The sequence below is a fragment of the Roseibium sp. genome (assembly GCF_965216085.1).
GTDB lineage: Bacteria > Pseudomonadota > Alphaproteobacteria > Rhizobiales > Stappiaceae > Roseibium.
Genome location: NZ_OZ244138.1, coordinates 2,701,541 through 2,717,956, shown reverse-complemented (window position 1 = coordinate 2,717,956; position 16,416 = coordinate 2,701,541). Strand labels below are relative to the sequence as shown.

The 16,416-nt window shown below is 52.1% G+C and carries 31 protein-coding genes; 12 read left to right on the top strand and 19 right to left on the bottom strand.

Annotation, left to right across the window (positions count from 1 at the left end):
- Positions 1–246: 246 nt before the first annotated feature.
- From ACOOFE_RS12820 to ACOOFE_RS12740, 17 genes are all read right to left on the bottom strand, one after another.
- Positions 247–423, bottom strand: coding sequence for a hypothetical protein (locus ACOOFE_RS12820; protein WP_420415276.1), 177 nt, complete (start codon positions 421–423; stop codon positions 247–249).
- Positions 424–466: 43 nt separating this feature from the next.
- Positions 467–754: a hypothetical protein gene (locus ACOOFE_RS12815; protein WP_420415275.1), complete on the bottom strand. Its 288-nt coding sequence runs from the start codon at positions 752–754 to the stop codon at positions 467–469.
- A gap of 855 nt (positions 755–1,609) precedes the next feature.
- Positions 1,610–1,885, bottom strand: a complete 276-nt coding sequence (locus tag ACOOFE_RS12810) for a hypothetical protein (protein ID WP_420415274.1) — start codon at positions 1,883–1,885, stop codon at positions 1,610–1,612.
- Between the two features lie 192 nt (positions 1,886–2,077).
- A complete protein-coding gene (locus ACOOFE_RS12805) occupies positions 2,078–2,290 on the bottom strand; it encodes a hypothetical protein (protein WP_420415273.1) in 213 nt (70 codons plus the stop codon).
- Positions 2,291–2,301: 11 nt separating this feature from the next.
- Positions 2,302–2,790, bottom strand: coding sequence for a single-stranded DNA-binding protein (gene ssb, locus ACOOFE_RS12800; protein WP_420415272.1), 489 nt, complete (start codon positions 2,788–2,790; stop codon positions 2,302–2,304).
- Entirely contained in the window at positions 2,787–3,326 is a 540-nt protein-coding gene (locus tag ACOOFE_RS12795) for a hypothetical protein (RefSeq protein WP_420415271.1), read from the bottom strand. The genes ssb and ACOOFE_RS12795 overlap by 4 nt, the downstream gene beginning before the upstream one ends.
- Positions 3,311–3,802: a helix-turn-helix domain-containing protein gene (locus tag ACOOFE_RS12790; RefSeq protein ID WP_420415270.1), complete on the bottom strand. Its 492-nt coding sequence runs from the start codon at positions 3,800–3,802 to the stop codon at positions 3,311–3,313. Before ACOOFE_RS12790 ends, ACOOFE_RS12795 begins: the two co-directional genes overlap by 16 nt.
- 4 nt (positions 3,803–3,806) lie before the next feature.
- Positions 3,807–4,235 (bottom strand): hypothetical protein, encoded by a 429-nt coding sequence (locus ACOOFE_RS12785; protein ID WP_420415269.1) that lies wholly within the window; start codon positions 4,233–4,235, stop codon positions 3,807–3,809.
- Positions 4,235–4,942: a hypothetical protein gene (locus tag ACOOFE_RS12780; protein WP_420415268.1), complete on the bottom strand. Its 708-nt coding sequence runs from the start codon at positions 4,940–4,942 to the stop codon at positions 4,235–4,237. Before ACOOFE_RS12780 ends, ACOOFE_RS12785 begins: the two co-directional genes overlap by 1 nt.
- Before the next feature lie 173 nt (positions 4,943–5,115).
- Positions 5,116–5,685, bottom strand: a complete 570-nt coding sequence (locus ACOOFE_RS12775) for a hypothetical protein (RefSeq protein WP_420415267.1) — start codon at positions 5,683–5,685, stop codon at positions 5,116–5,118.
- Positions 5,686–5,866: 181 nt separating this feature from the next.
- Positions 5,867–6,652: a DUF1194 domain-containing protein gene (locus ACOOFE_RS12770; RefSeq protein WP_420415266.1), complete on the bottom strand. Its 786-nt coding sequence runs from the start codon at positions 6,650–6,652 to the stop codon at positions 5,867–5,869.
- The gene (locus tag ACOOFE_RS12765) at positions 6,649–7,386 is read right to left on the bottom strand and encodes a Rha family transcriptional regulator (RefSeq protein ID WP_420415265.1); all 738 of its coding nucleotides are present in this window, start codon (positions 7,384–7,386) and stop codon (positions 6,649–6,651) included. Before ACOOFE_RS12765 ends, ACOOFE_RS12770 begins: the two co-directional genes overlap by 4 nt.
- Positions 7,383–7,784 carry a hypothetical protein gene (locus ACOOFE_RS12760; RefSeq protein WP_420415264.1) on the bottom strand — a complete coding sequence of 134 codons (402 nt, stop codon included), beginning with the start codon at positions 7,782–7,784 and terminating at the stop codon, positions 7,383–7,385. The genes ACOOFE_RS12765 and ACOOFE_RS12760 overlap by 4 nt, the downstream gene beginning before the upstream one ends.
- Complete coding sequence (locus ACOOFE_RS12755; protein WP_420415263.1) at positions 7,781–8,146, bottom strand: hypothetical protein; 366 nt, start codon at positions 8,144–8,146, stop codon at positions 7,781–7,783. The genes ACOOFE_RS12760 and ACOOFE_RS12755 overlap by 4 nt, the downstream gene beginning before the upstream one ends.
- Positions 8,143–8,493 (bottom strand): GcrA family cell cycle regulator, encoded by a 351-nt coding sequence (locus ACOOFE_RS12750; protein ID WP_420415262.1) that lies wholly within the window; start codon positions 8,491–8,493, stop codon positions 8,143–8,145. The genes ACOOFE_RS12755 and ACOOFE_RS12750 overlap by 4 nt, the downstream gene beginning before the upstream one ends.
- Positions 8,494–8,508: 15 nt before the next feature.
- Positions 8,509–8,928, bottom strand: a complete 420-nt coding sequence (locus ACOOFE_RS12745) for a hypothetical protein (RefSeq protein WP_420415261.1) — start codon at positions 8,926–8,928, stop codon at positions 8,509–8,511.
- A 94-nt stretch (positions 8,929–9,022) separates the two neighbouring features.
- A complete protein-coding gene (locus ACOOFE_RS12740; RefSeq protein ID WP_420415260.1) occupies positions 9,023–9,262 on the bottom strand; it encodes a helix-turn-helix transcriptional regulator in 240 nt (79 codons plus the stop codon).
- Positions 9,263–9,358: 96 nt separating this feature from the next.
- Between ACOOFE_RS12740 and ACOOFE_RS12735 the strand changes: the two genes are divergently transcribed.
- Both ACOOFE_RS12735 and ACOOFE_RS12730 read left to right on the top strand, forming a co-directional pair.
- Positions 9,359–9,823 (top strand): helix-turn-helix domain-containing protein, encoded by a 465-nt coding sequence (locus tag ACOOFE_RS12735; RefSeq protein ID WP_420415259.1) that lies wholly within the window; start codon positions 9,359–9,361, stop codon positions 9,821–9,823.
- Positions 9,824–9,899: 76 nt separating this feature from the next.
- The gene (locus ACOOFE_RS12730; protein WP_420415258.1) at positions 9,900–10,157 is read left to right on the top strand and encodes a hypothetical protein; all 258 of its coding nucleotides are present in this window, start codon (positions 9,900–9,902) and stop codon (positions 10,155–10,157) included.
- Positions 10,158–10,598: 441 nt separating this feature from the next.
- Here ACOOFE_RS12730 and ACOOFE_RS12725 read toward each other — a convergent pair whose 3' ends face one another.
- On the bottom strand, positions 10,599–11,336 hold the full coding sequence (locus ACOOFE_RS12725; RefSeq protein WP_420415257.1) for a hypothetical protein: 738 nt from the start codon (positions 11,334–11,336) through the stop codon (positions 10,599–10,601).
- A gap of 176 nt (positions 11,337–11,512) precedes the next feature.
- Between ACOOFE_RS12725 and ACOOFE_RS12720 the strand changes: the two genes are divergently transcribed.
- Both ACOOFE_RS12720 and ACOOFE_RS12715 read left to right on the top strand, forming a co-directional pair.
- Positions 11,513–11,704, top strand: a complete 192-nt coding sequence (locus ACOOFE_RS12720) for a hypothetical protein (RefSeq protein ID WP_420415256.1) — start codon at positions 11,513–11,515, stop codon at positions 11,702–11,704.
- Complete coding sequence (locus ACOOFE_RS12715; protein ID WP_420415255.1) at positions 11,701–11,880, top strand: hypothetical protein; 180 nt, start codon at positions 11,701–11,703, stop codon at positions 11,878–11,880. The genes ACOOFE_RS12720 and ACOOFE_RS12715 overlap by 4 nt, the downstream gene beginning before the upstream one ends.
- A 62-nt stretch (positions 11,881–11,942) precedes the next feature.
- On the opposite strand, the gene ACOOFE_RS12710 is transcribed toward ACOOFE_RS12715, so the two are convergent.
- The gene (locus tag ACOOFE_RS12710; RefSeq protein WP_420415254.1) at positions 11,943–12,425 is read right to left on the bottom strand and encodes a hypothetical protein; all 483 of its coding nucleotides are present in this window, start codon (positions 12,423–12,425) and stop codon (positions 11,943–11,945) included.
- An 86-nt stretch (positions 12,426–12,511) separates the two neighbouring features.
- Here ACOOFE_RS12710 and ACOOFE_RS12705 point away from each other — a divergent pair, with 86 nt between their 5' ends.
- The 8 genes from ACOOFE_RS12705 (at position 12,512) to ACOOFE_RS12670 (ending at position 16,259) form a co-directional block, all read left to right on the top strand.
- Positions 12,512–12,646, top strand: coding sequence for a hypothetical protein (locus ACOOFE_RS12705; protein WP_420415253.1), 135 nt, complete (start codon positions 12,512–12,514; stop codon positions 12,644–12,646).
- Between the two features lie 85 nt (positions 12,647–12,731).
- Entirely contained in the window at positions 12,732–13,103 is a 372-nt protein-coding gene (locus tag ACOOFE_RS12700) for a hypothetical protein (protein WP_420415252.1), read from the top strand.
- Positions 13,104–13,223: 120 nt separating this feature from the next.
- Positions 13,224–13,436 carry a hypothetical protein gene (locus ACOOFE_RS12695; protein ID WP_420415251.1) on the top strand — a complete coding sequence of 71 codons (213 nt, stop codon included), beginning with the start codon at positions 13,224–13,226 and terminating at the stop codon, positions 13,434–13,436.
- Positions 13,433–14,179, top strand: coding sequence for an ERF family protein (locus ACOOFE_RS12690; RefSeq protein WP_420415250.1), 747 nt, complete (start codon positions 13,433–13,435; stop codon positions 14,177–14,179). Before ACOOFE_RS12695 ends, ACOOFE_RS12690 begins: the two co-directional genes overlap by 4 nt.
- Positions 14,169–14,789: a lambda exonuclease family protein gene (locus ACOOFE_RS12685; RefSeq protein ID WP_420415249.1), complete on the top strand. Its 621-nt coding sequence runs from the start codon at positions 14,169–14,171 to the stop codon at positions 14,787–14,789. Before ACOOFE_RS12690 ends, ACOOFE_RS12685 begins: the two co-directional genes overlap by 11 nt.
- Positions 14,789–15,373, top strand: coding sequence for a 3'-5' exonuclease (locus ACOOFE_RS12680; protein ID WP_420415248.1), 585 nt, complete (start codon positions 14,789–14,791; stop codon positions 15,371–15,373). The genes ACOOFE_RS12685 and ACOOFE_RS12680 overlap by 1 nt, the downstream gene beginning before the upstream one ends.
- 166 nt (positions 15,374–15,539) lie before the next feature.
- Positions 15,540–15,872 (top strand): hypothetical protein, encoded by a 333-nt coding sequence (locus ACOOFE_RS12675; protein ID WP_420415247.1) that lies wholly within the window; start codon positions 15,540–15,542, stop codon positions 15,870–15,872.
- 90 nt (positions 15,873–15,962) lie between these two features.
- Positions 15,963–16,259 (top strand): hypothetical protein, encoded by a 297-nt coding sequence (locus ACOOFE_RS12670; RefSeq protein ID WP_420415246.1) that lies wholly within the window; start codon positions 15,963–15,965, stop codon positions 16,257–16,259.
- The last annotated feature ends 157 nt before the right edge of the window (positions 16,260–16,416 follow it).

Genomic DNA, 16,416 nt, shown 5'->3' with positions numbered 1-16,416 from the left:
GTTTTTCGGAATAAACCAGCGTGAACTTTGGCTATGATGTGGAGATGAGAGAGGCCCAAAAACAACGCAGCAGTCGCTAGATTCGAGGGTGTAAAAATCATCACCTTGAATTAGAGCCCTAATTTCAGCACTCCCCACCTCAAAAGGAACTTCAGCCACCCCACAATCCAGCCCCCAAACGGAAGAATCCTGAATGTTGCTCCATCTAATGACCGCTTTAGTCATCAACTCCATCTCATCGGCTCCTCAATTCTCAACCGCAATGACACCGCCGTCCGGGCTTATCTGCGCCAAAACATCAGACCGGCCATAAAACCAAGACACCAAATAAACGGCTCCATCTTCACCCCGTTCAAGCGTCAACACCGGCGGGCTTAGATCGCACCAAGTCACAATTCGTTCTGTGTCTTCCGGCAATGTCATGCCTCTCCACCATTCTTCTCTTGGTAGGTGCCGGGGGAGTTGATCATTCAACAGGCTCATATGTGGCTTCGAAGATGTCAGGCTTGCAGGGATAAAGTTCGCCTTGAACACCCCTGATGATCCAATCTCCGGGGCTGGCGGTCATTGTGCCTTCAAGGGTTTCGATCTCGATTTTATCGCCTTTGACAAACTTGGACGTGCGGTCATCAGGAAGCCTCTCTATCAGCCAATTCACAGCCGTTATGAAATGATCATCGCTGCCCGCGCGCTCGCTTCCGCCCATCCATTGGAACGCCTCTATCTCAACCGGCTTCTTCCGAAACTTTGGCATTAGCTGTCTCCTTGTTCCGCTACCCAACAAACGTTTTTCTGTTGGGTAATCCGCGTGTTCATTCAGTGAGCCTCCTTAGTGCCCTGCTGCAACAATCACGACGACTAGAAAGCCCAGCATCAAACAGTTGACGGCTATCATTGTTCCTATGTTCATTTACCTGCCCTTCTTCACAGAGACTTTTGCTTTCTTGTTTCCAAGAAGCTTGTTTGCCGCTCTTAAAGCCTTCGCAAAACTGTCCGCAGAGTCCTTTGAAAGAAACGTCTTTTGCCGCCTGTCCCGGTAAATGTCGCAGTGAACAGGAAGCGCGGGAGACACTTCTTGGTAGGCAGTCCATTTGACTGACCAGTGTTCGACGGCTTCAACGCTGCACTCTTGCTCGTCGCGGAAGAAAAGCTTTCGGAGCTTCATTTATCTGCCTCGCCTTTTCCGGATTTCTCCAACAGCTCTTTCCGGTAAACGGCATTTGAGGCAGCTTTCACAAACCTATCTAGCGCTCGGTTGTATTGCAGCCTGCGCCAAGCCTTGACCGTGATAGGGAAGTTGGTTTCCATCCAAGTCATTTACCTGCCTCGCCCCTTGGGTTTGTGAGACTATTCACCCGGTCCATCATTGCCCGTAATACATGAGTGAATTTACGTTGATCTTCAGAGGTGCGGGCCATTCGAGAAACGTGAAAACCAGCTGCTTGATCGACGCAGGAACGACACCAAACATCGTCGCCGTGAGGTGTGGCGATACGAGAGTTCGTCCACTCAATCTCCGGAAACCCCATACGACCAGCGAACGACATCGCGGTTTCTTCACCGACACGCCACATCGGGCCGCCGCATTTCGGGCAAATGTGTGGTTGGGTCATTTACTTGCCTCGCCTCGCTTGTGTGCAATTGCGCATTCAATGATGTTAATCACGCGCTCATCGTCACACGACAAAACCTCATTCCGCTTGAAGCCAAACAACTCGCAAAGCTCCTTGATGAAGTTGTCACCGCGTCGGGTCATTGCTGTTGTTTTCCGTTTGATGCCCATTTTTGCGAGATGCGCGATCCAAGCCTGATCAAACCCGTTGCAGTAATCCCGCACGGCTTGTTGACCGGGCTCTTTTTCTGGGAATTGGACTACTTCACCCATTAGATGCCTCGCGTTCGTGTTTCTCTATTCCCGCTATAGCTTCCGGGATGCTGGAAAAATGCTCGACCCAGAAATAGAAACGCATGACCCACTCGCCCCGCTGGACATAAAACGCTCCGTGTCCATTCGCGCGTATTCGCCATTTTTCCATTACCTGCCTCGCTTGCGTTTAATCGGTGACGGCTGGGCGGCTTAAAACGGGATATCCGGATCGGAAATCGTCGTCTCCATAACGTCCAACTTTTCAAAAGCTCTGATAGCCTGGAGAACAACAAACCGAACGCCGGGGTTCTGGCGAGCAAGCCGCTTAGCCTCTGCGGCTGCAACGTCATAGCTTCTGTGCTGCGCGGACGGGCGACCCTGCCCAATGCCGTAAATCATCCAAAACGGATCTGAGTTATTCATATTCACCTCCATCAAAACGGAATTTCTGAATCCATCGAACCACCACCAAAGCCACCGCCCTGGTTGCCGTAGTCTGAGGAAGGACGGTAGTTGTCGGTGTAATCCTTCTGGCGGGCGTCTGAAGTGCCTTGGCCGGATTGCTGACCGCTTTTCGCACCATCCAACATCACAAGATCGCTGTTGAAACCCTGCATTACGATTTCAGTTGAGTAGCGATCTTGGCCGCTTTGGTCCTGCCACTTGCGGGTTTGAAGCTGCCCCTCGAGATAAACCTTGGAGCCCTTGCGAAGGTAATTCTCTGCGACCTTGACCAAACCTTCAGAGAAAATCACCACACGGTGCCATTCGGTTTTTTCGCGCTGCTCACCGGTGTTTTTGTCCCGCCATTTTTCGGAAGTCGCGAGACGGAGATTGGCAATCGCGCGTCCGTCATTGGTCCGCCGAATTTCCGGATCAGCTCCCAGCGAACCCAATAAAGTGACTTTGTTGACGCTGCTCATGCTGCTAACTCCAGTCCGTTTGATCTGATTTCAAAACCGGCGCTATCCCGCAGCCGCGTTGCGTTCTTTCGGGCACTGGCCTCGTCAAATGGCTCAAGCTCCCTTTTGATCACCATCCGAAATGCATGTTCCCGGCGTTCAGGGTGATGTTTGAAAAGTGCGTATAGATGCTTTCGGCATTCTCGCCGGTGCCGGTCGCGCGCAAGTTCTTCAGTCTCCTCCGGGGTCATCCTGCTTGCGCACTTCGCAATAAGATCATCTCCCCGCAGGCCAGCGTTCCAACGATCCAGTAAAACACCCCTTGAAATACCAATCTCTTCAGATAGCATTCCAGGTGTATATTTCTTGCCATTATACACCAATACATTCTTCGGCTCAGCAACCAACGGCTTGCCTTTGAACTTTTTACGCAGTCTCCACAGCATTATATCTTTCGGTATATTTTGGCGCTTACATATTTGATTATAGGAATACAGACCGCGCATACCACTGACATGGAGATTTATTTTTTGGCTTAAGATCATGCGATCCGACATTGTTTCACTCCATGATTTGAGTGCGGCAAAGGAAGATTGTTGTCCTGTGCGAATTTCCGCGCTCCATCGAAAACCGTTGAATGATCCCGACCGCCGCAAAACTCCGCGATATCCGGATAGCTGAAGGGCGTCCGTTGCCGCGCGAGGTAATAAAACTCCTGACGTGGGCGAACGAGCTTGCGTGTCCGCCTTGGAGATTTCAGATCCTCAATCGCGACCCGGTGTTTTCCGGCTACGTAGGTAATAATTTCTGCAAGTGTCGGCACCCGATCCTCTGCAAGTTTCATCTTATCAGGGACACGCCGGGACACTTCGACAACGATTTGCCGGGCTTTCCTAGAAGGCGAGAAAGCAAACACATCTTGCGCCGCTTTTATGATCGCGTCCCAAAGCTCCTTAGGCGCCTTTTCTGGGCAAGCTAGAGCCATTTTGATGACAGCAGGGTCATATCCTTCAAGAGCGTGAACTGTTCCCATGGGTCTACTCCGCTGCTTGCAATTCGAGGGGTTTCAAAAGATCGGACTTGAGGCGCTGGCGCATTTCAACGACCTGCTGCGAAGGCTTTGACCAGTCAATGCGCTGCTGCTCTAAAACGAGCGCTTCAATGTCGTCCGGGCTTGGAAGCCGGTGACGATAGGAAACGTAATCCAAGAGCCGCATGTGCCAGCCGTCGCGGCAGGCGTTTTGGGCCATGTCCCGGCCCCAGCGGCGGAGCCAGTTCACTGTGTCAGGCGTAGACCAGCGCGGCCTTTCAACCTGCTTCATTTTCGGCGCGCCGTTCTGATCATGAACCGGCTGACCGAATTCGGTGAGAACCGGTTTTTGCTCGTACTCAACCCAGCTCCTAAAACCTTCCGGGGCTGGATTGGCCGAGTAGTCCAACAACTTCTTTTTTTCCGCAGGGTCCATTAGCTTGCCCTCGCATTTTGAGCGTTGAAGGTGTCACGGAGCCCAGAAGGAACTTTGATATGCTCCTTGCCCCGTGGGTCGAAATTCGAATCCCGTTGACGGTGGAAATCGATTGCGAAGTTGAAAAATTCCGGATCGTCGCGGGCCGAAACCGTGATTTGCTCTGGCGTTGAATGAACGAGCTGAGGCCCTTGCGGCTGAGCGTATTGCTCCCAACCGGCCTGATTGAGCCATGTTGTGGCTTGTTGGGTGAATTGCGCGTCCTGGCCTAAGCGGGCCTTGGCGTAACCGACTGCGCCCTGATGGATCAGCTCGGGAGAAACACCGCCTTTGACGCGGCCTTGCCATTTTTTGAGAGCCAGTTCTTTTGAGCTGCTGCCCTTTCGCTTAGGGAACACAGACCAAAATTCTTCGAACGCTTTCGGATATTTCCCCTCTGGGGACTTAGGGGTATTCTCTGGTTTTTCTTCAGGTATTTCCTCTGGTATTAGTATTGTCCCGCTAGCGTCCCGCTTCTGTCCCGCTTCTGTCCCTTTGGTCGTCTTTTTGCCCTTGGGTGCATTCTGAAAACGTTCGTAGTTGCAGATAGTTATGACAGTTACGCCTGTCCCGGCATCTGTCCCGATATTTTCCTCTAGCGCTAACGCTTCGAGAAACCGTTCTACCTTCGTTTTCTTCCAGCCCCAGATTTCCGCAAGGCCGCGCACACCGGCGGCGAGCTGACCGCGCTCCAAATCGACAACAACTCTCCCAACTCGCTTTTTTCTGGGTTTCCAAGCGGCCTCAGAAATGAGCCAAAGCCATGCCTCACGTTTTGTGAAAGGCTCGTCCGGAAACTGCGGATCTGTCCAAAGAGACCGGCAAACGCTGAAGGTGTTGCTCATGAAAGCGACCTCCACGAGGCGATATTGCTAGCGCCTTTATCAAGAGCAGACTGGCGACCTGATTTTACAAGTTGATCACAACGCTCAGCGGCGCTTTCGGCGCGGGCGGCCTCTAGATTTCGCTGCTTAATGCCTGAGCTGAAGAAATTAAGACCTGACAATGCATCGAAGTCGTATAGCCTGTATTCCGATACAGCAGAGGCCTCATTGGTTGCCCAATGCGTGGCATCTGGGAACTCATCAAACCACCTTAAACAACCCAGCAAATGATCGTCTGCGACTGAAGGCCCGATAAGGAGAGGTTTAATCACCTTGTCATAGTGCCGGGCGCGAAGCTCGCAAACATAGCCCATAACTTGAGCCAGATGCTTCGCTTGCAGGGGCTCCGCTTTCAGCTCAACGACGTAATAAACGCCTTTAGACTGCCTGCAAATTACATCGGCAATACCGCTAGAAAGCCGCACTTGAGAAGCTAAGTAGCCAAGGCTAAGTCGCTCAGCACAAGAGCGAATAAAGAACTCTTCTAGCTGCGCCTCGGAGATTTCAATCTTTGTCGAAATGCTCATCACTCACCCCCTTTCGGACATGGGAGGCTGAGCCTGTCCTGCTGCTTGTGAATGGTGACTGTGTTGAGGTCTGGCGGGACCAGAAAAAAGAATATGGCCCCGGTAGCTGCCAGTAAGATTATCCAGCCAGTGGACAATAAAGACGCTGCTAGAATGTCATCCCAGTGCATCGGCCCCTCCCTCAATCGAAAAGCCCACAGCGCACCGGCTCACGGAGGCTGACAGGGATGATTTCAGGGGAAGGAGCGAGGCCAGCTATTTCCATAACCAGCTTCATTCGGATGGCATCTGCAAAAGCTCCTTTTGAGCGCACTGGAATGGCGAAAGAACCCGGCCCGCCAATCACGCAATCCTCGTAGTAGTGATCGAGGTTCAGCATGGCTTGCCATGTGTTCTTGTTCGATTTCATCATCAGCGGCAGGCCGTTGATCGTGACACCGGACTTCAACAACCGGTCACGCATTTCGGTCACGGAACCGCCCTGGTTATTCGGCCCGTCTCCGCTGATGTCGATGACTTCGCGAAGGCCCTGGAATTCATTGCCCTTGATCAGTTCAACGGATTTTTCGAGAGCCGAAGCTATGGATGTGCGCTGGACCTGCCGAAGCGGTGCATTCCGGACTTTCTCGGCAAAGGAAGCGGCTGAAGAGGCGTCCTGAATGACCGTCCAGTCCGCAACAATGAAATGCTCATCAACACCGCCCCATTCAAGGTAACTGACGGCTATGCGGCCAAGAGGGCCAGCCTGGACAGCATGCAGAAAGTCTTGCGATGTGAGGGCGGCTACATAACCGGCGCGTTGTATCTCCTGTTCTTCGGTGTCCATAGATTGGGAGATATCGACCGCAAGCACTAACTCCACATCCATCTCATTGGCTGGATTGTAGGCGACTTGCTGAAATGGGGTCGCCAGTGCCGGAGAGCTAATGCACAAAGCCCCTAGAAGAGCTGACCTTATTGCATTCATGCTGAAACCCTCCGTGCTGCGCGGGCGTCCTTGCGTTGCTGCCGTGTGAGTGATGGTCGAATGAAGGGTGTCTTTCGCTGTACTGGCTGAGCCTCTAAACGGGTTTCCATATCCGCCAACATGGAGGCCATTGCATCGACCTCTCCGGAAAGTCGGGAAACTTCCGGACTATCGGAAATTGCAGCCAGCTCAGAAGCCATCGCGTTGAAGGCGTCGATGTATTTGATTTTCCATTGGGTCGCGGCTGAGCCGGTAAAGCCCATAACAACGAGTGAAAAGCCATCACGCGTCATGGAATAGGCCCGGTATTTCCGTCCCTTGGCATCGACATAATCAATCGGCGCAAAATTGCGCTGATCGAATTCCGGCCCGCAATCTGTGCGAACCTTGTCGATGGCACGAAGCACGTCTTTGTGGGCTTTCCCGAAGTGTTCCGCGATGTTGTAGGAGAAGCACCGCGCCTCCCCGTCCTTAAGATCAACCAGGGCGACATCCTTGATGATGATATCGCCGCCGCGCTCGATGTAGCCTTTTGCCTGCAATTCACGGCGGATTGCCGCCCGCTCTTTTAAGGGCGCACGCCGGTCTCTGGGTGTCGCTGAAACAACATGCTTGTGTTGCAGGTCCTCGCCGTAACGGATGTGGACATGGGTTTTGGTCCACTCCACGTCATAAGGAACGTTAGCCGCGTCTAACTCCGCTGTGGCTGCGTCGAGTGTCGGACTTCGCTTCATGCTGAGCCCTCCCCTGAAGGACGCTCAACAAGGCTGTCTTTCCAATCGACTGTTCCGCGCTTGTAGGAGCTAATACAAGAAGCCCTTGCAGAATCCCCTTGATCGCGGCACCAGTAATTCCCGTTGTGCAGGAGCGGCCTATTTTCAAAGAGCCAAGGCTCACCACTGTCAATCCGCACCATCCATTTGTATTCAGGCGCGACGTGATCCCAATTTATGGAGTCAGGGGTTTGCTTGACGCGGTAGTCGTTACGGTCCCACGTGAACGAGGGGTTCTCGCAAGTTTGAAATACACCGCGATAGATTGAAACTGGCGATGTATGCGCTACCTCAATCTCTGCTCCATCCGCATAGGCCTGCATCACCTCTGCTGCTTTGCGTGCGTCTTCCCGGTTCATGCTGCCTCGCTTTCCAAGGCGGACACGTGAACCAACACGCCTTCTAATTCTGGATCTTGAGTGACGGTAAAGCCGGTGATGATCTTTGAATTGTCGTCCGCGATTACAGCGTGCGCGACTAAGAGATCATCAATCGGCTTCAGGAAGTTGGAAAGGTCATAGCGGCCTTTCTTCTTTCCAAATGTGTAGGAGATGGTCACAGGGCCGTTGAAGTGGGCAACGCGCTGTATTTTGAGCGCCCACCCTGCTTCATTCAGCCAGTCTTTGTAGGGCTCGGTTTTAACGCGCCCGACATTGTGCATGTTTGCGTATAGGCCGTTTACGGACGGTGGGAATGGGAGGTTTATGCGCGCCTCAGTCATGAAGGCAGCCCTGCCCGTGTCTTGCGCGGCACAGGCTCCCCTGCCTTGCGAAGCCTTACAGCCATCATTGCGACTGAAGAGACACTGCGGCTTAACTGTCGGGCAATGTCAGTTGTTCTGACGCCGCCTTCGCCCCACTGCGCAATTAACGTAGCTACATCGTCATCAGTCCAAGGCCTGTTGTCGTCCTTGCGGCTTTCGACCAATTCACCCCTTTTTCTTAGGCGGTCAGCTTTCCCGATCACAGCGTTCCGGGTGATGCCCAGTTTATCGGCGATCTGCCGGGCGCTTTTCCCAGCGTTCCAAAGGTCGATAAGTGTGCATGTTCGTTGTTCATCCCAAGCCATCAGTCCCGCACCTCCTTATCCAGCCGTTCCGCCAGCGAAGCCAGACGATCCGACGAAGCCTTTGAAAGAGCGCCCGTCCTTTCCAGAAACCGAGCGAGAACGAGAATTGCGGATACGAGCCAGCTCAGCGCGTGTCTCTTCCAGCCCTGCATGTAAAAGACGCAGTTCGGCGCGTAGTGCTTCAATCTCATTTGAGGATGCCTTTTCCTGCTCAAACTCTTGAGCCTTGGCGTTGATCAGATTGAGGTCAGAGCGGTGGTATTTCTTCGCTGTGCAGGTCCAATAGGAACGAACCGTGCGCTCAGAAATGCCGGTTGCTTCTGCAATGCGTTCTCGGACACGGCCCACATTGTCGCGCGGTTGCCGGAGCAAATGACCAAGGGCCATGATTGCGTCCTGCATATGCTTGGGTTTTGGGTCGTCAGAGTTACGCATCACACACCCCGTGTTTTTGCTGGTGGCAGAAAAAGCCGCCAATTGCCGCCAAAGTTGTGTTTAGGTGTTTGTGTCAGCCGGGAATGGTCCCGGTTCACTCAAGGACCGGCGCGGCGCTCACAGCCGCAACTGATGCCGCGTCGGTCGCATCGGAAGAATTGGAGTTTGCCGAGATAAAAGCCTGAACAGCCCAGATCGTTGGCTTCTGGCGTGTGGTGCAAGTTCCGTTTTCCAGGCGGCAATAATGAGCTTGGCTGATGCCAACCTTCTTTGCCGCTGCCGCTTGAGAGATGCCGAGCCCCGTTCGGATGGAGCGCAAATCAGGGAATTGCATTAACACACACCTTTCTGATTAGGCATATATTAATACACTTTGGATTAATACGTGTCAACGCGCGTTAAATTCATTAACACCACAGGTGATTAGGAAATGCGTAATGTGCTTAGCAAAGTTGAATCAGATTACGAGAAGATCCAACCTATGGATAAGCACGAGCGTTTGAAAAAGGCACGGGAACACGCGGGATACGGGTCAGCATCCTCAGCAGCTAAGGCTCTCGGCATTGCTGTAAGCACTTACCTTAGCCATGAAAACGACAGTCGAGATTTCGACGCTGATTACGCAAAGCGTTATGCACGAAGATACAATGTGAGTGCCGAGTGGTTACTTTGGGGCGAAGGAGAAATGTCCCAGGTTCGTAATGAGGACACGCCTCCCCTCGAGCTTGGCGCCCCATTTTCTGACATGTATGACGCTGAAGCGATTTCTCATGCGCTAGAGCTGGTGAAGAGATTTCAAGAAAAGAACTCGACAAAATTACCTAGAGATGAATTCTATGACGCGGTTATTCAACTTTATGATGAGATAATAAAACGCCGCGAAGCCGATAGTTAATACTGCCAATATCACGCCTATATCACGCTGTTAGTTTAGAACTAGCGCAAGTACCCGCGCTGTTAGCGAGGAAGGCATGGATGAAGAATTAGCGAATACAATAATTTTATCTGTCAAGTCAAAACACAGGGAATTTTCAAACACTGAACAACTATACAAAGAGATAGAAAAAATTCGAGAAGCTGGAATGGAGTTCTTCGCTAAACTTTACTGTAAGAAATACTTCGACTCCACGGACTTTTACGCCATTCCTGACAACTTCGTGCCATCCTTTATTGACTATATTGAGCCCTATGTTGCTGTCGGCTTGGCTATTGAGCGGAGCAAGAAATGAATGACGAGAATTTTGCCTATAGATTAAATGTTGCTGACATAGAGCGCGGCGCCGGGGACCAAGTCGCAGCCGACCTATTGCGGCTATGGCGCACGTCAAACGGCTTCGTTAGCGACGAGCTATTAAATTATTCTGGTTTTTTCGGTGTCTTCATCATCCCAGCGGAAGAGCCGTCCACACCACAACTTAGCTATCTTGGGCAAGAAGCCTTAGCAGTTCGCTTGCTAGGCCGTGATTGGCACGCCTCCCCTCGCAACACGTATAATGCGATGAGTGATAACTACCGTCACTTAGTCGGCTGTGCATACAAAGAGGCAGCGCTTAATGACACACCGCACTTTGATCTAATCTCAACCGTAGTACAGCCCTTAAACGAGGACGAGCGGACCCTGCGGTATCAGCGGCTACTACTGCCATTCAAAACACCGAACGGCGCGACGTTTATTTTTTCATACTCTCAAGACGCCGGTTCGTCCCCACCATCAAAGGGTCTGACGCAAGAAGGCGAATCCCTTCTGTACCTACCGCAACAAAACACAAATCTCTCATGTCCGGAGCTTCTGGCGGGTTTTCCCAAATGAATGCCTTTGGACAACTAAGGCTATAGCCCCAGTTCAAATGGTAACCCTTAGAAATCATGGAGGGGCGCATAAAGCCGTACAGTATGCGTGGCTCCCATTGGTAAAACGCAGACAAAAGCAATAAGCGCTGACTTAGTCCAAGGAGATTTTTTTCTCTCCATTCGGGCTCAACATGGCCATAACCGACATAAACGGTCTTGCCATTAACACTCGACGCGTAAGTTCCCGAACCTTTTTTTATTTTGCAAAACGTGCCAGGGTCACCAACCCCAGGCCAAGTTCTTTCGATGTACTCGTTCATGTGGTGCTGCAAGGACCAAGTTCCGATATCTTCGTATTTGCAAGCACAAGTACAGACGCATTTGTTTTTTTCGTCGTATAGCCCAATCCAGAGCAATTGATTTGGAGGCAGCGTAAAGAATGCCCTCTCAAACATTTCACTTGCTACTGGGTGTTTATTAGCCTCTTCCGCAGCGACTTCTAGTTCAGCCATATCCGAACTAAGTCGAATTTCTGCAATCCCAGATTCAATAATTGTTTTTTCAAGAGTGCTGATTGCTCGAGATATTAGTAAATGATCTGGCTTAAACAAATCCATTGGCAAACCTTCCATTATTAATTCGAGCAATTATGAGGCGATTGGCGATATTTAGAATACCCCAATTTTACCTAGATTCTCCAGTCGCTTAACAAAATTACACGTACTTACACACAATGTAGTTGACACGTCTTAATACATTTCGCATAATCCTCTTAACAACGGAGGACGCAGACATGCACCGGACCACCACAATCCAGTTTTTAGATAAAGACGGCGAAGTGTTGGAAACGGCTGTTTATGTCTGTGACTGGATGGCAGCACACGCAGCCGCAGCAGATCACGCTGAAGAAATCGGCGCGGACGACTGGGAGCCGGTCAATCCCCTCTTGGATGACACAGAAGAGTTTCTGGAGGCGGCAGAATGAAAAAGACGCCTCTCACAGAAATGTCTTCCGCACTTCGCCCGTTCACACTCTGCGCGTTGGCCTATGGAGCTGATGCGCCGGACTGGGACGAAGACGACAAGATCAGCATTCGCGTTTCCATCGGTGATTTACGGCGTGCTGTAGCGGCTCTTGAGAGCGCACAGGAGGATAACTAATGGTCATCCAAATCATAAAGACGGGAAGCAGCCTCGCTGACAAAGGCCGCGTAATGCCATCCTCATTTTCTCGGATGAAGCTTTGCGTGCTGGGGCATTGCAATCCCAGAGGTGTACAAGAACGAGCCGCAGGGTGCGCAGATCCACACTTGGCATCTGCCTGGATCCCAGTTTTGCGGCTGAAGTATCGACTTCTTTCTATTTTGGAAGCAGGTAGCACAAAGATAATGCGCCTTCTCTTCGGTGCTCACTTCTGGCTTCAAAACGTAGGCGGAAGACCCCTTCCCTATATCTTGAAGTTCGTAGCGCTCCGCCTCGCTTTCCCAGTTTTCGAACTCAGCCAGCCTTTCTTTAAGGCTTCCTACGCGCTCAACCAACGCAAGTTGCTCATGCTGCGCGGTGAGAAGTGCGGTTTGGAGTTTGATGATTTCGGAGGTCTCCAGTGTGGCTTTGCTGGATGCCGCTTCATCCAATTCACTCAAAGATTTGGTGATGTCCAGCAACGTCTTGAAGGCGGTAATTCCGGCAAAAACTTCAGAAGGCATGAGGGTGAGCCCCTAATCACAAAATACAAAAACACTCATAGGGCGAGCCTACCGCCAGCACACTTAATGCACAAGGAGTTGGTTTGATGAGACACGACCCATTCTTGGACCGCCCTGAACAAGACGACAACTTCCACATTGTGATGTTCGCCATTCAGGCAGTTGGCTTCATGGCGCTTGGATCAGTCCTGACACTGACCTGGATGATTTTCAATTCGTAGCGGGTCCTTCCTCCCACCGCTGCAAAGGCCCGGTGTTCGTCCTCCTCCCAGTTCACCGGGCCACCAATCATAAGGAATGCCAACAATGGACGACAAGCTAGAACAGTTCACAGAAAAGCTCATCACTCTAGGCGATAGGCTTGTTGAAGCCGCTGAACCCGGCGCACAGATGGCTCTGGATGCGACACTGACCGGGATCTGGCTTGATGGCGTATTTAGTATTGGTATTGGATGCGCACTCGTGGTGTTAAGCGCCGCCTCTGGATTTGCGATCTATAAATTCGCATTGAAAAACAGAGGGCTTGAAGATGATATATTCTTTTTTGGCTCTATCCCGCTCGTAGTAGCCGCGATCTTTTTCGCAGTCGGCGGGTTCATCCAACTCACTCAAACCAAACACTTCATAGCTGTTGCCTCTCCAGAGGCGGCGCTAGCCCTTCGCATCGTCGGGGGATGACTCTTTTTCCCAAGAAGCGGCTTCTGTGCATACGAGTCGCCAACTTAGCTCCTTCGGGAGCCCTTCTCTGAGCCTCGTGCGGCGGCGAGGTTCTGACAAGGAACAAGAGAGGGAAACACAATGAGCATTCTCGATTTTGATTTTGAAAGCACCACACGCCAGCAAGCCCCGATTGCGGGAAAAGTTCTTTGGCTGACCACGATCAAGGCCGGGAACATTGAATACCCAGTCTCAAGATATGGGGAAACGGATCACCAATCGTTTTGTCTGGCTCTGTCTGAATACAACAAGCGGTGTGAAGAGCTTGAAACCAGTAAGGAGTACCCACAGTGACAGCCGTAAAAAGGATTGAGCAACAGTCACCGCAAGCAGTTGCGCCGGTCTCCCAAAACGAAGCGCTTCTGCGCATGATCCAGGAAGCGGCCACCAATCCGGACATTGATCTGGACCGGATGGAGCGGCTTTTTGAAATGCGCGAACGGATCGTTGCCAAGGAAGCTGAAACCTCTTTCTTCGCTTCTATGAAGGCCGCACAGGCGGAAATGCCTCAAGTTGTCCGCGATGCCAAGAACGATCAAACAAGGTCGCGTTACGCGAAATACGAGACGATCAGCCGCGCCATTCAACCGGTCATTGCTAAGCATGGTTTCGCCCTGACATTCAGTGAGGCCGATAGCGACAAGCCGAACTGTATCCGCGTCGTCTGTGAGGTCATGCATGAATTCGGGCATTCCAAGACCTACACGGCGGACATTCCGTTTGACAACGTTGGGATGAAAGGCACGGCCAACAAGACCAATACACACGCCTACGGCTCTACGAAGCAGTATGGGCGCCGTTACCTCAAATGCGACATCTTCGATATCGCTGTGACCGATCAGGACCACGACGGCAACCAGCCAACCGGAACAGTCTCAAACGAGCAGATTGAAGCGCTCGAAAAAGAACTAACCGGTATGGACGTTCATCGCTTCCTGCAATTCATGCGTGTTGAACAGATCCGCGACATTCCGGCGAACCAATTCAAACGAGCCATCAACGCAATCAAACAGGAGCGCGCGAACAATGGCCGTTGAGGTTTTCAACTTCGAACAAGGGACGCCGGAGTGGTATGAAGCCCGCCGAGGCATCCCGACAGCCTCCATGTTTGACGTGATTGTCAAGCAGGACGGCACAGCGCGCAAAAGCCAGCAGCGCACCACCTACATGAACGAACTCGCCGGGGAAATCATTACAGAAGCCCCTGCCCCGTCTTTCACGTCCAAAGCAACAGACGGCGGGCATGAGATGGAGCCGGAAGCCCGTGAGCTTTACACCTTCATTACCGGCCAAACTGTCGAACAGGTTGGTTTTATCCGTAATGGGGATGTTGGCTATTCGCCGGACGGTCTGATTGGCGAAAAAGGCGCCCTGGAAATCAAGCTCAAGGCGCCGAAATTCTCGGTTGGCTTGATCGCGAGCGATGAGTTTCCAGCGGACCACAAGGCACAGTGCCAGGGCGGGCTACTGGTTTCCGAACGCGAGTGGATTGATATCGCCGTTTACTGGCCAAATCTCCCGCTTTTCAGAAAACGCGCGTATCGGGATGAGAAATACCTTTCGAACCTCGAAGCCGCTCTAGTCGAGTTCAACACGGAACTTGCTGAGTTAGTGGAGAAGGTCCGCGCTTACGGGATGGCAGCATAATGTTACTTTTCTTCGACACAGAGACCACCGGCCTTTATCAAAGCCGCCTGCCCCACGATCACCAGGATCAGCCACATTTGGTGCAGCTGGCGGCGTTTCTGACAGATGACGAAGGCAACCCCGAGGCGGAAATGTCGGTGATTATCAATCCCGGCGTTCCAATTCCGGACGGCGCATCCAATGTCCACGGCATTACAACAGAAAAGGCCGAAAGACTGGGATGCGAGCCTGATCTAGCAATCAACATGTTCCGGCATTTGTACCTGAACGCTGACCGCGTAATTGCCCACAATATCAGCTTTGACAAAGGCGTCATGGAAGTAGCGATTGGCCGGATGCTTGGCGCACCTCGCACGATGGACCGCGACATGTTCTGCACAATGGAGGCAGCGACTCCAATCGTAAATCTGCCACCGACTGAGCGAATGATTGCAGCCGGGATGAACAAACCTAAGCCGCCGAAACTTGAAGAATGCATCAGGCATTTCTTTGATGAGGAGCTGGACGGCGCGCACGATGCGATGGTGGATGTCCGCGCTTGCAAACGCCTCTATTTCCGGCTTGCTGAGGAAGGGGTTACATGACCTCACCTCTCATCCAGTTACAGCAAATCGATAACCGGCAAGACTTGGCCGATACGTGGGAAATCTGCGTTCACATCGCCCGAGAATTCCCGAACGATAAGCACTGGGGAGAGGTAGTCAAAGCGTTTAGGTCGCGCGCGAGGGAGTTGGGTTTGGAGCTGAAGCAATGAGATTGATCACCGACAAGCAAGCCGAAACCGCATTCGATTGGCTCGCTGAAAATGCAGGCCCGGCGGCAGCAGCGCGAGCGCAGCGGGAACGGGCTGAATACAAGGTCAAGCAGGTGAAGGCCCGCCTCTTCTTGGATGCAGACGGAACCGTTGCGGAGCGCGATCATAAGGCAGTTGCTCATGACGATTATGACAAAGCGATTGATGAGCTGATTGCGGCAACAGAAACCGACGAGCATTTCAGGAACCAGCGCAACAAGTGCGATGCGATTATCAGCGCTTGGCAGACTTGCCGGGCAACTGAGCGCGCTTTCGCACGGGTGGCCTAACGGCAATACAGCAAGGGATAGGCCTATCAGATGGGAAAACCATACGGACATCAGTATTTTTTCGCGGGCGGCGGTTCCTCGTGCGGAACTATGCAGTGCGCCGCTTGTCATAAGCCTATCGACAACAGCGCCTCCGATTGGATGGCCTACAAGCGCAGCAAATATGGAGACTGGCGTTTCGTCTGCTTTCACCGTGATTGCTGTTCGAACCAGTCTGGTTGGGAAAAGATCGAAAAGGCGAGAGCCAATTCTGTAGCTAAGCGTGAGCACATCATATTGGGCCTGAAAAACCTTGCCGAGAAAAACGGCATTACGGATGGCGAAGAGTTCGTCGACATGGCCGCAGAAGCGCTTGGTGTGGAAGACTTATTCGAAGTTTACCCCTAAAGCTTCATATTGTATCGCTCACGATAAAAACGGAAACGATAAAAGCGCATGCAAAGACCCGCTCCAGCACCGCCAAAAGGATTTCGGAAGCCGATCCCTCTGATCGTCAAGCTCCAAGCCCTTTTGATCAATGGGCCGGTGCTGGATGAGGACGGGA

Bases quoted from the DNA above. Each gene is read 5' to 3' on its own strand.
- ACOOFE_RS12770 (WP_420415266.1), bottom strand. From the start codon at position 6,652: ATGAATGCAATAAGGTCAGCTCTTCTAGGGGCTTTGTGCATTAGCTCT.
- ACOOFE_RS12685 (WP_420415249.1), top strand. From the start codon at position 14,169: ATGGCCGTTGAGGTTTTCAACTTCGAACAAGGGACGCCGGAGTGGTAT.
- ACOOFE_RS12815 (WP_420415275.1), bottom strand. From the start codon at position 754: ATGCCAAAGTTTCGGAAGAAGCCGGTTGAGATAGAGGCGTTCCAATGG.
- ACOOFE_RS12730 (WP_420415258.1), top strand. From the start codon at position 9,900: ATGGATGAAGAATTAGCGAATACAATAATTTTATCTGTCAAGTCAAAA.
- ACOOFE_RS12710 (WP_420415254.1), bottom strand. From the start codon at position 12,425: ATGCCTTCTGAAGTTTTTGCCGGAATTACCGCCTTCAAGACGTTGCTG.
- ACOOFE_RS12695 (WP_420415251.1), top strand. From the start codon at position 13,224: ATGAGCATTCTCGATTTTGATTTTGAAAGCACCACACGCCAGCAAGCC.
- ACOOFE_RS12735 (WP_420415259.1), top strand. From the start codon at position 9,359: ATGCGTAATGTGCTTAGCAAAGTTGAATCAGATTACGAGAAGATCCAA.
- ACOOFE_RS12725 (WP_420415257.1), bottom strand. From the start codon at position 11,336: ATGGATTTGTTTAAGCCAGATCATTTACTAATATCTCGAGCAATCAGC.
- ACOOFE_RS12765 (WP_420415265.1), bottom strand. From the start codon at position 7,386: ATGAAGCGAAGTCCGACACTCGACGCAGCCACAGCGGAGTTAGACGCG.
- ACOOFE_RS12755 (WP_420415263.1), bottom strand. From the start codon at position 8,146: ATGACTGAGGCGCGCATAAACCTCCCATTCCCACCGTCCGTAAACGGC.
- ACOOFE_RS12680 (WP_420415248.1), top strand. From the start codon at position 14,789: ATGTTACTTTTCTTCGACACAGAGACCACCGGCCTTTATCAAAGCCGC.
- ACOOFE_RS12670 (WP_420415246.1), top strand. From the start codon at position 15,963: ATGCAGTGCGCCGCTTGTCATAAGCCTATCGACAACAGCGCCTCCGAT.
- ACOOFE_RS12750 (WP_420415262.1), bottom strand. From the start codon at position 8,493: ATGGCTTGGGATGAACAACGAACATGCACACTTATCGACCTTTGGAAC.
- ACOOFE_RS12810 (WP_420415274.1), bottom strand. From the start codon at position 1,885: ATGGGTGAAGTAGTCCAATTCCCAGAAAAAGAGCCCGGTCAACAAGCC.
- ACOOFE_RS12705 (WP_420415253.1), top strand. From the start codon at position 12,512: ATGAGACACGACCCATTCTTGGACCGCCCTGAACAAGACGACAACTTC.
- ACOOFE_RS12740 (WP_420415260.1), bottom strand. From the start codon at position 9,262: ATGCAATTCCCTGATTTGCGCTCCATCCGAACGGGGCTCGGCATCTCT.
- ACOOFE_RS12715 (WP_420415255.1), top strand. From the start codon at position 11,701: ATGAAAAAGACGCCTCTCACAGAAATGTCTTCCGCACTTCGCCCGTTC.
- ACOOFE_RS12775 (WP_420415267.1), bottom strand. From the start codon at position 5,685: ATGAGCATTTCGACAAAGATTGAAATCTCCGAGGCGCAGCTAGAAGAG.
- ssb (WP_420415272.1), bottom strand. From the start codon at position 2,790: ATGAGCAGCGTCAACAAAGTCACTTTATTGGGTTCGCTGGGAGCTGAT.
- ACOOFE_RS12720 (WP_420415256.1), top strand. From the start codon at position 11,513: ATGCACCGGACCACCACAATCCAGTTTTTAGATAAAGACGGCGAAGTG.
- ACOOFE_RS12820 (WP_420415276.1), bottom strand. From the start codon at position 423: ATGACATTGCCGGAAGACACAGAACGAATTGTGACTTGGTGCGATCTA.
- ACOOFE_RS12745 (WP_420415261.1), bottom strand. From the start codon at position 8,928: ATGCGTAACTCTGACGACCCAAAACCCAAGCATATGCAGGACGCAATC.
- ACOOFE_RS12675 (WP_420415247.1), top strand. From the start codon at position 15,540: ATGAGATTGATCACCGACAAGCAAGCCGAAACCGCATTCGATTGGCTC.
- ACOOFE_RS12805 (WP_420415273.1), bottom strand. From the start codon at position 2,290: ATGAATAACTCAGATCCGTTTTGGATGATTTACGGCATTGGGCAGGGT.
- ACOOFE_RS12700 (WP_420415252.1), top strand. From the start codon at position 12,732: ATGGACGACAAGCTAGAACAGTTCACAGAAAAGCTCATCACTCTAGGC.
- ACOOFE_RS12795 (WP_420415271.1), bottom strand. From the start codon at position 3,326: ATGTCGGATCGCATGATCTTAAGCCAAAAAATAAATCTCCATGTCAGT.
- ACOOFE_RS12790 (WP_420415270.1), bottom strand. From the start codon at position 3,802: ATGGGAACAGTTCACGCTCTTGAAGGATATGACCCTGCTGTCATCAAA.
- ACOOFE_RS12760 (WP_420415264.1), bottom strand. From the start codon at position 7,784: ATGAACCGGGAAGACGCACGCAAAGCAGCAGAGGTGATGCAGGCCTAT.
- ACOOFE_RS12785 (WP_420415269.1), bottom strand. From the start codon at position 4,235: ATGGACCCTGCGGAAAAAAAGAAGTTGTTGGACTACTCGGCCAATCCA.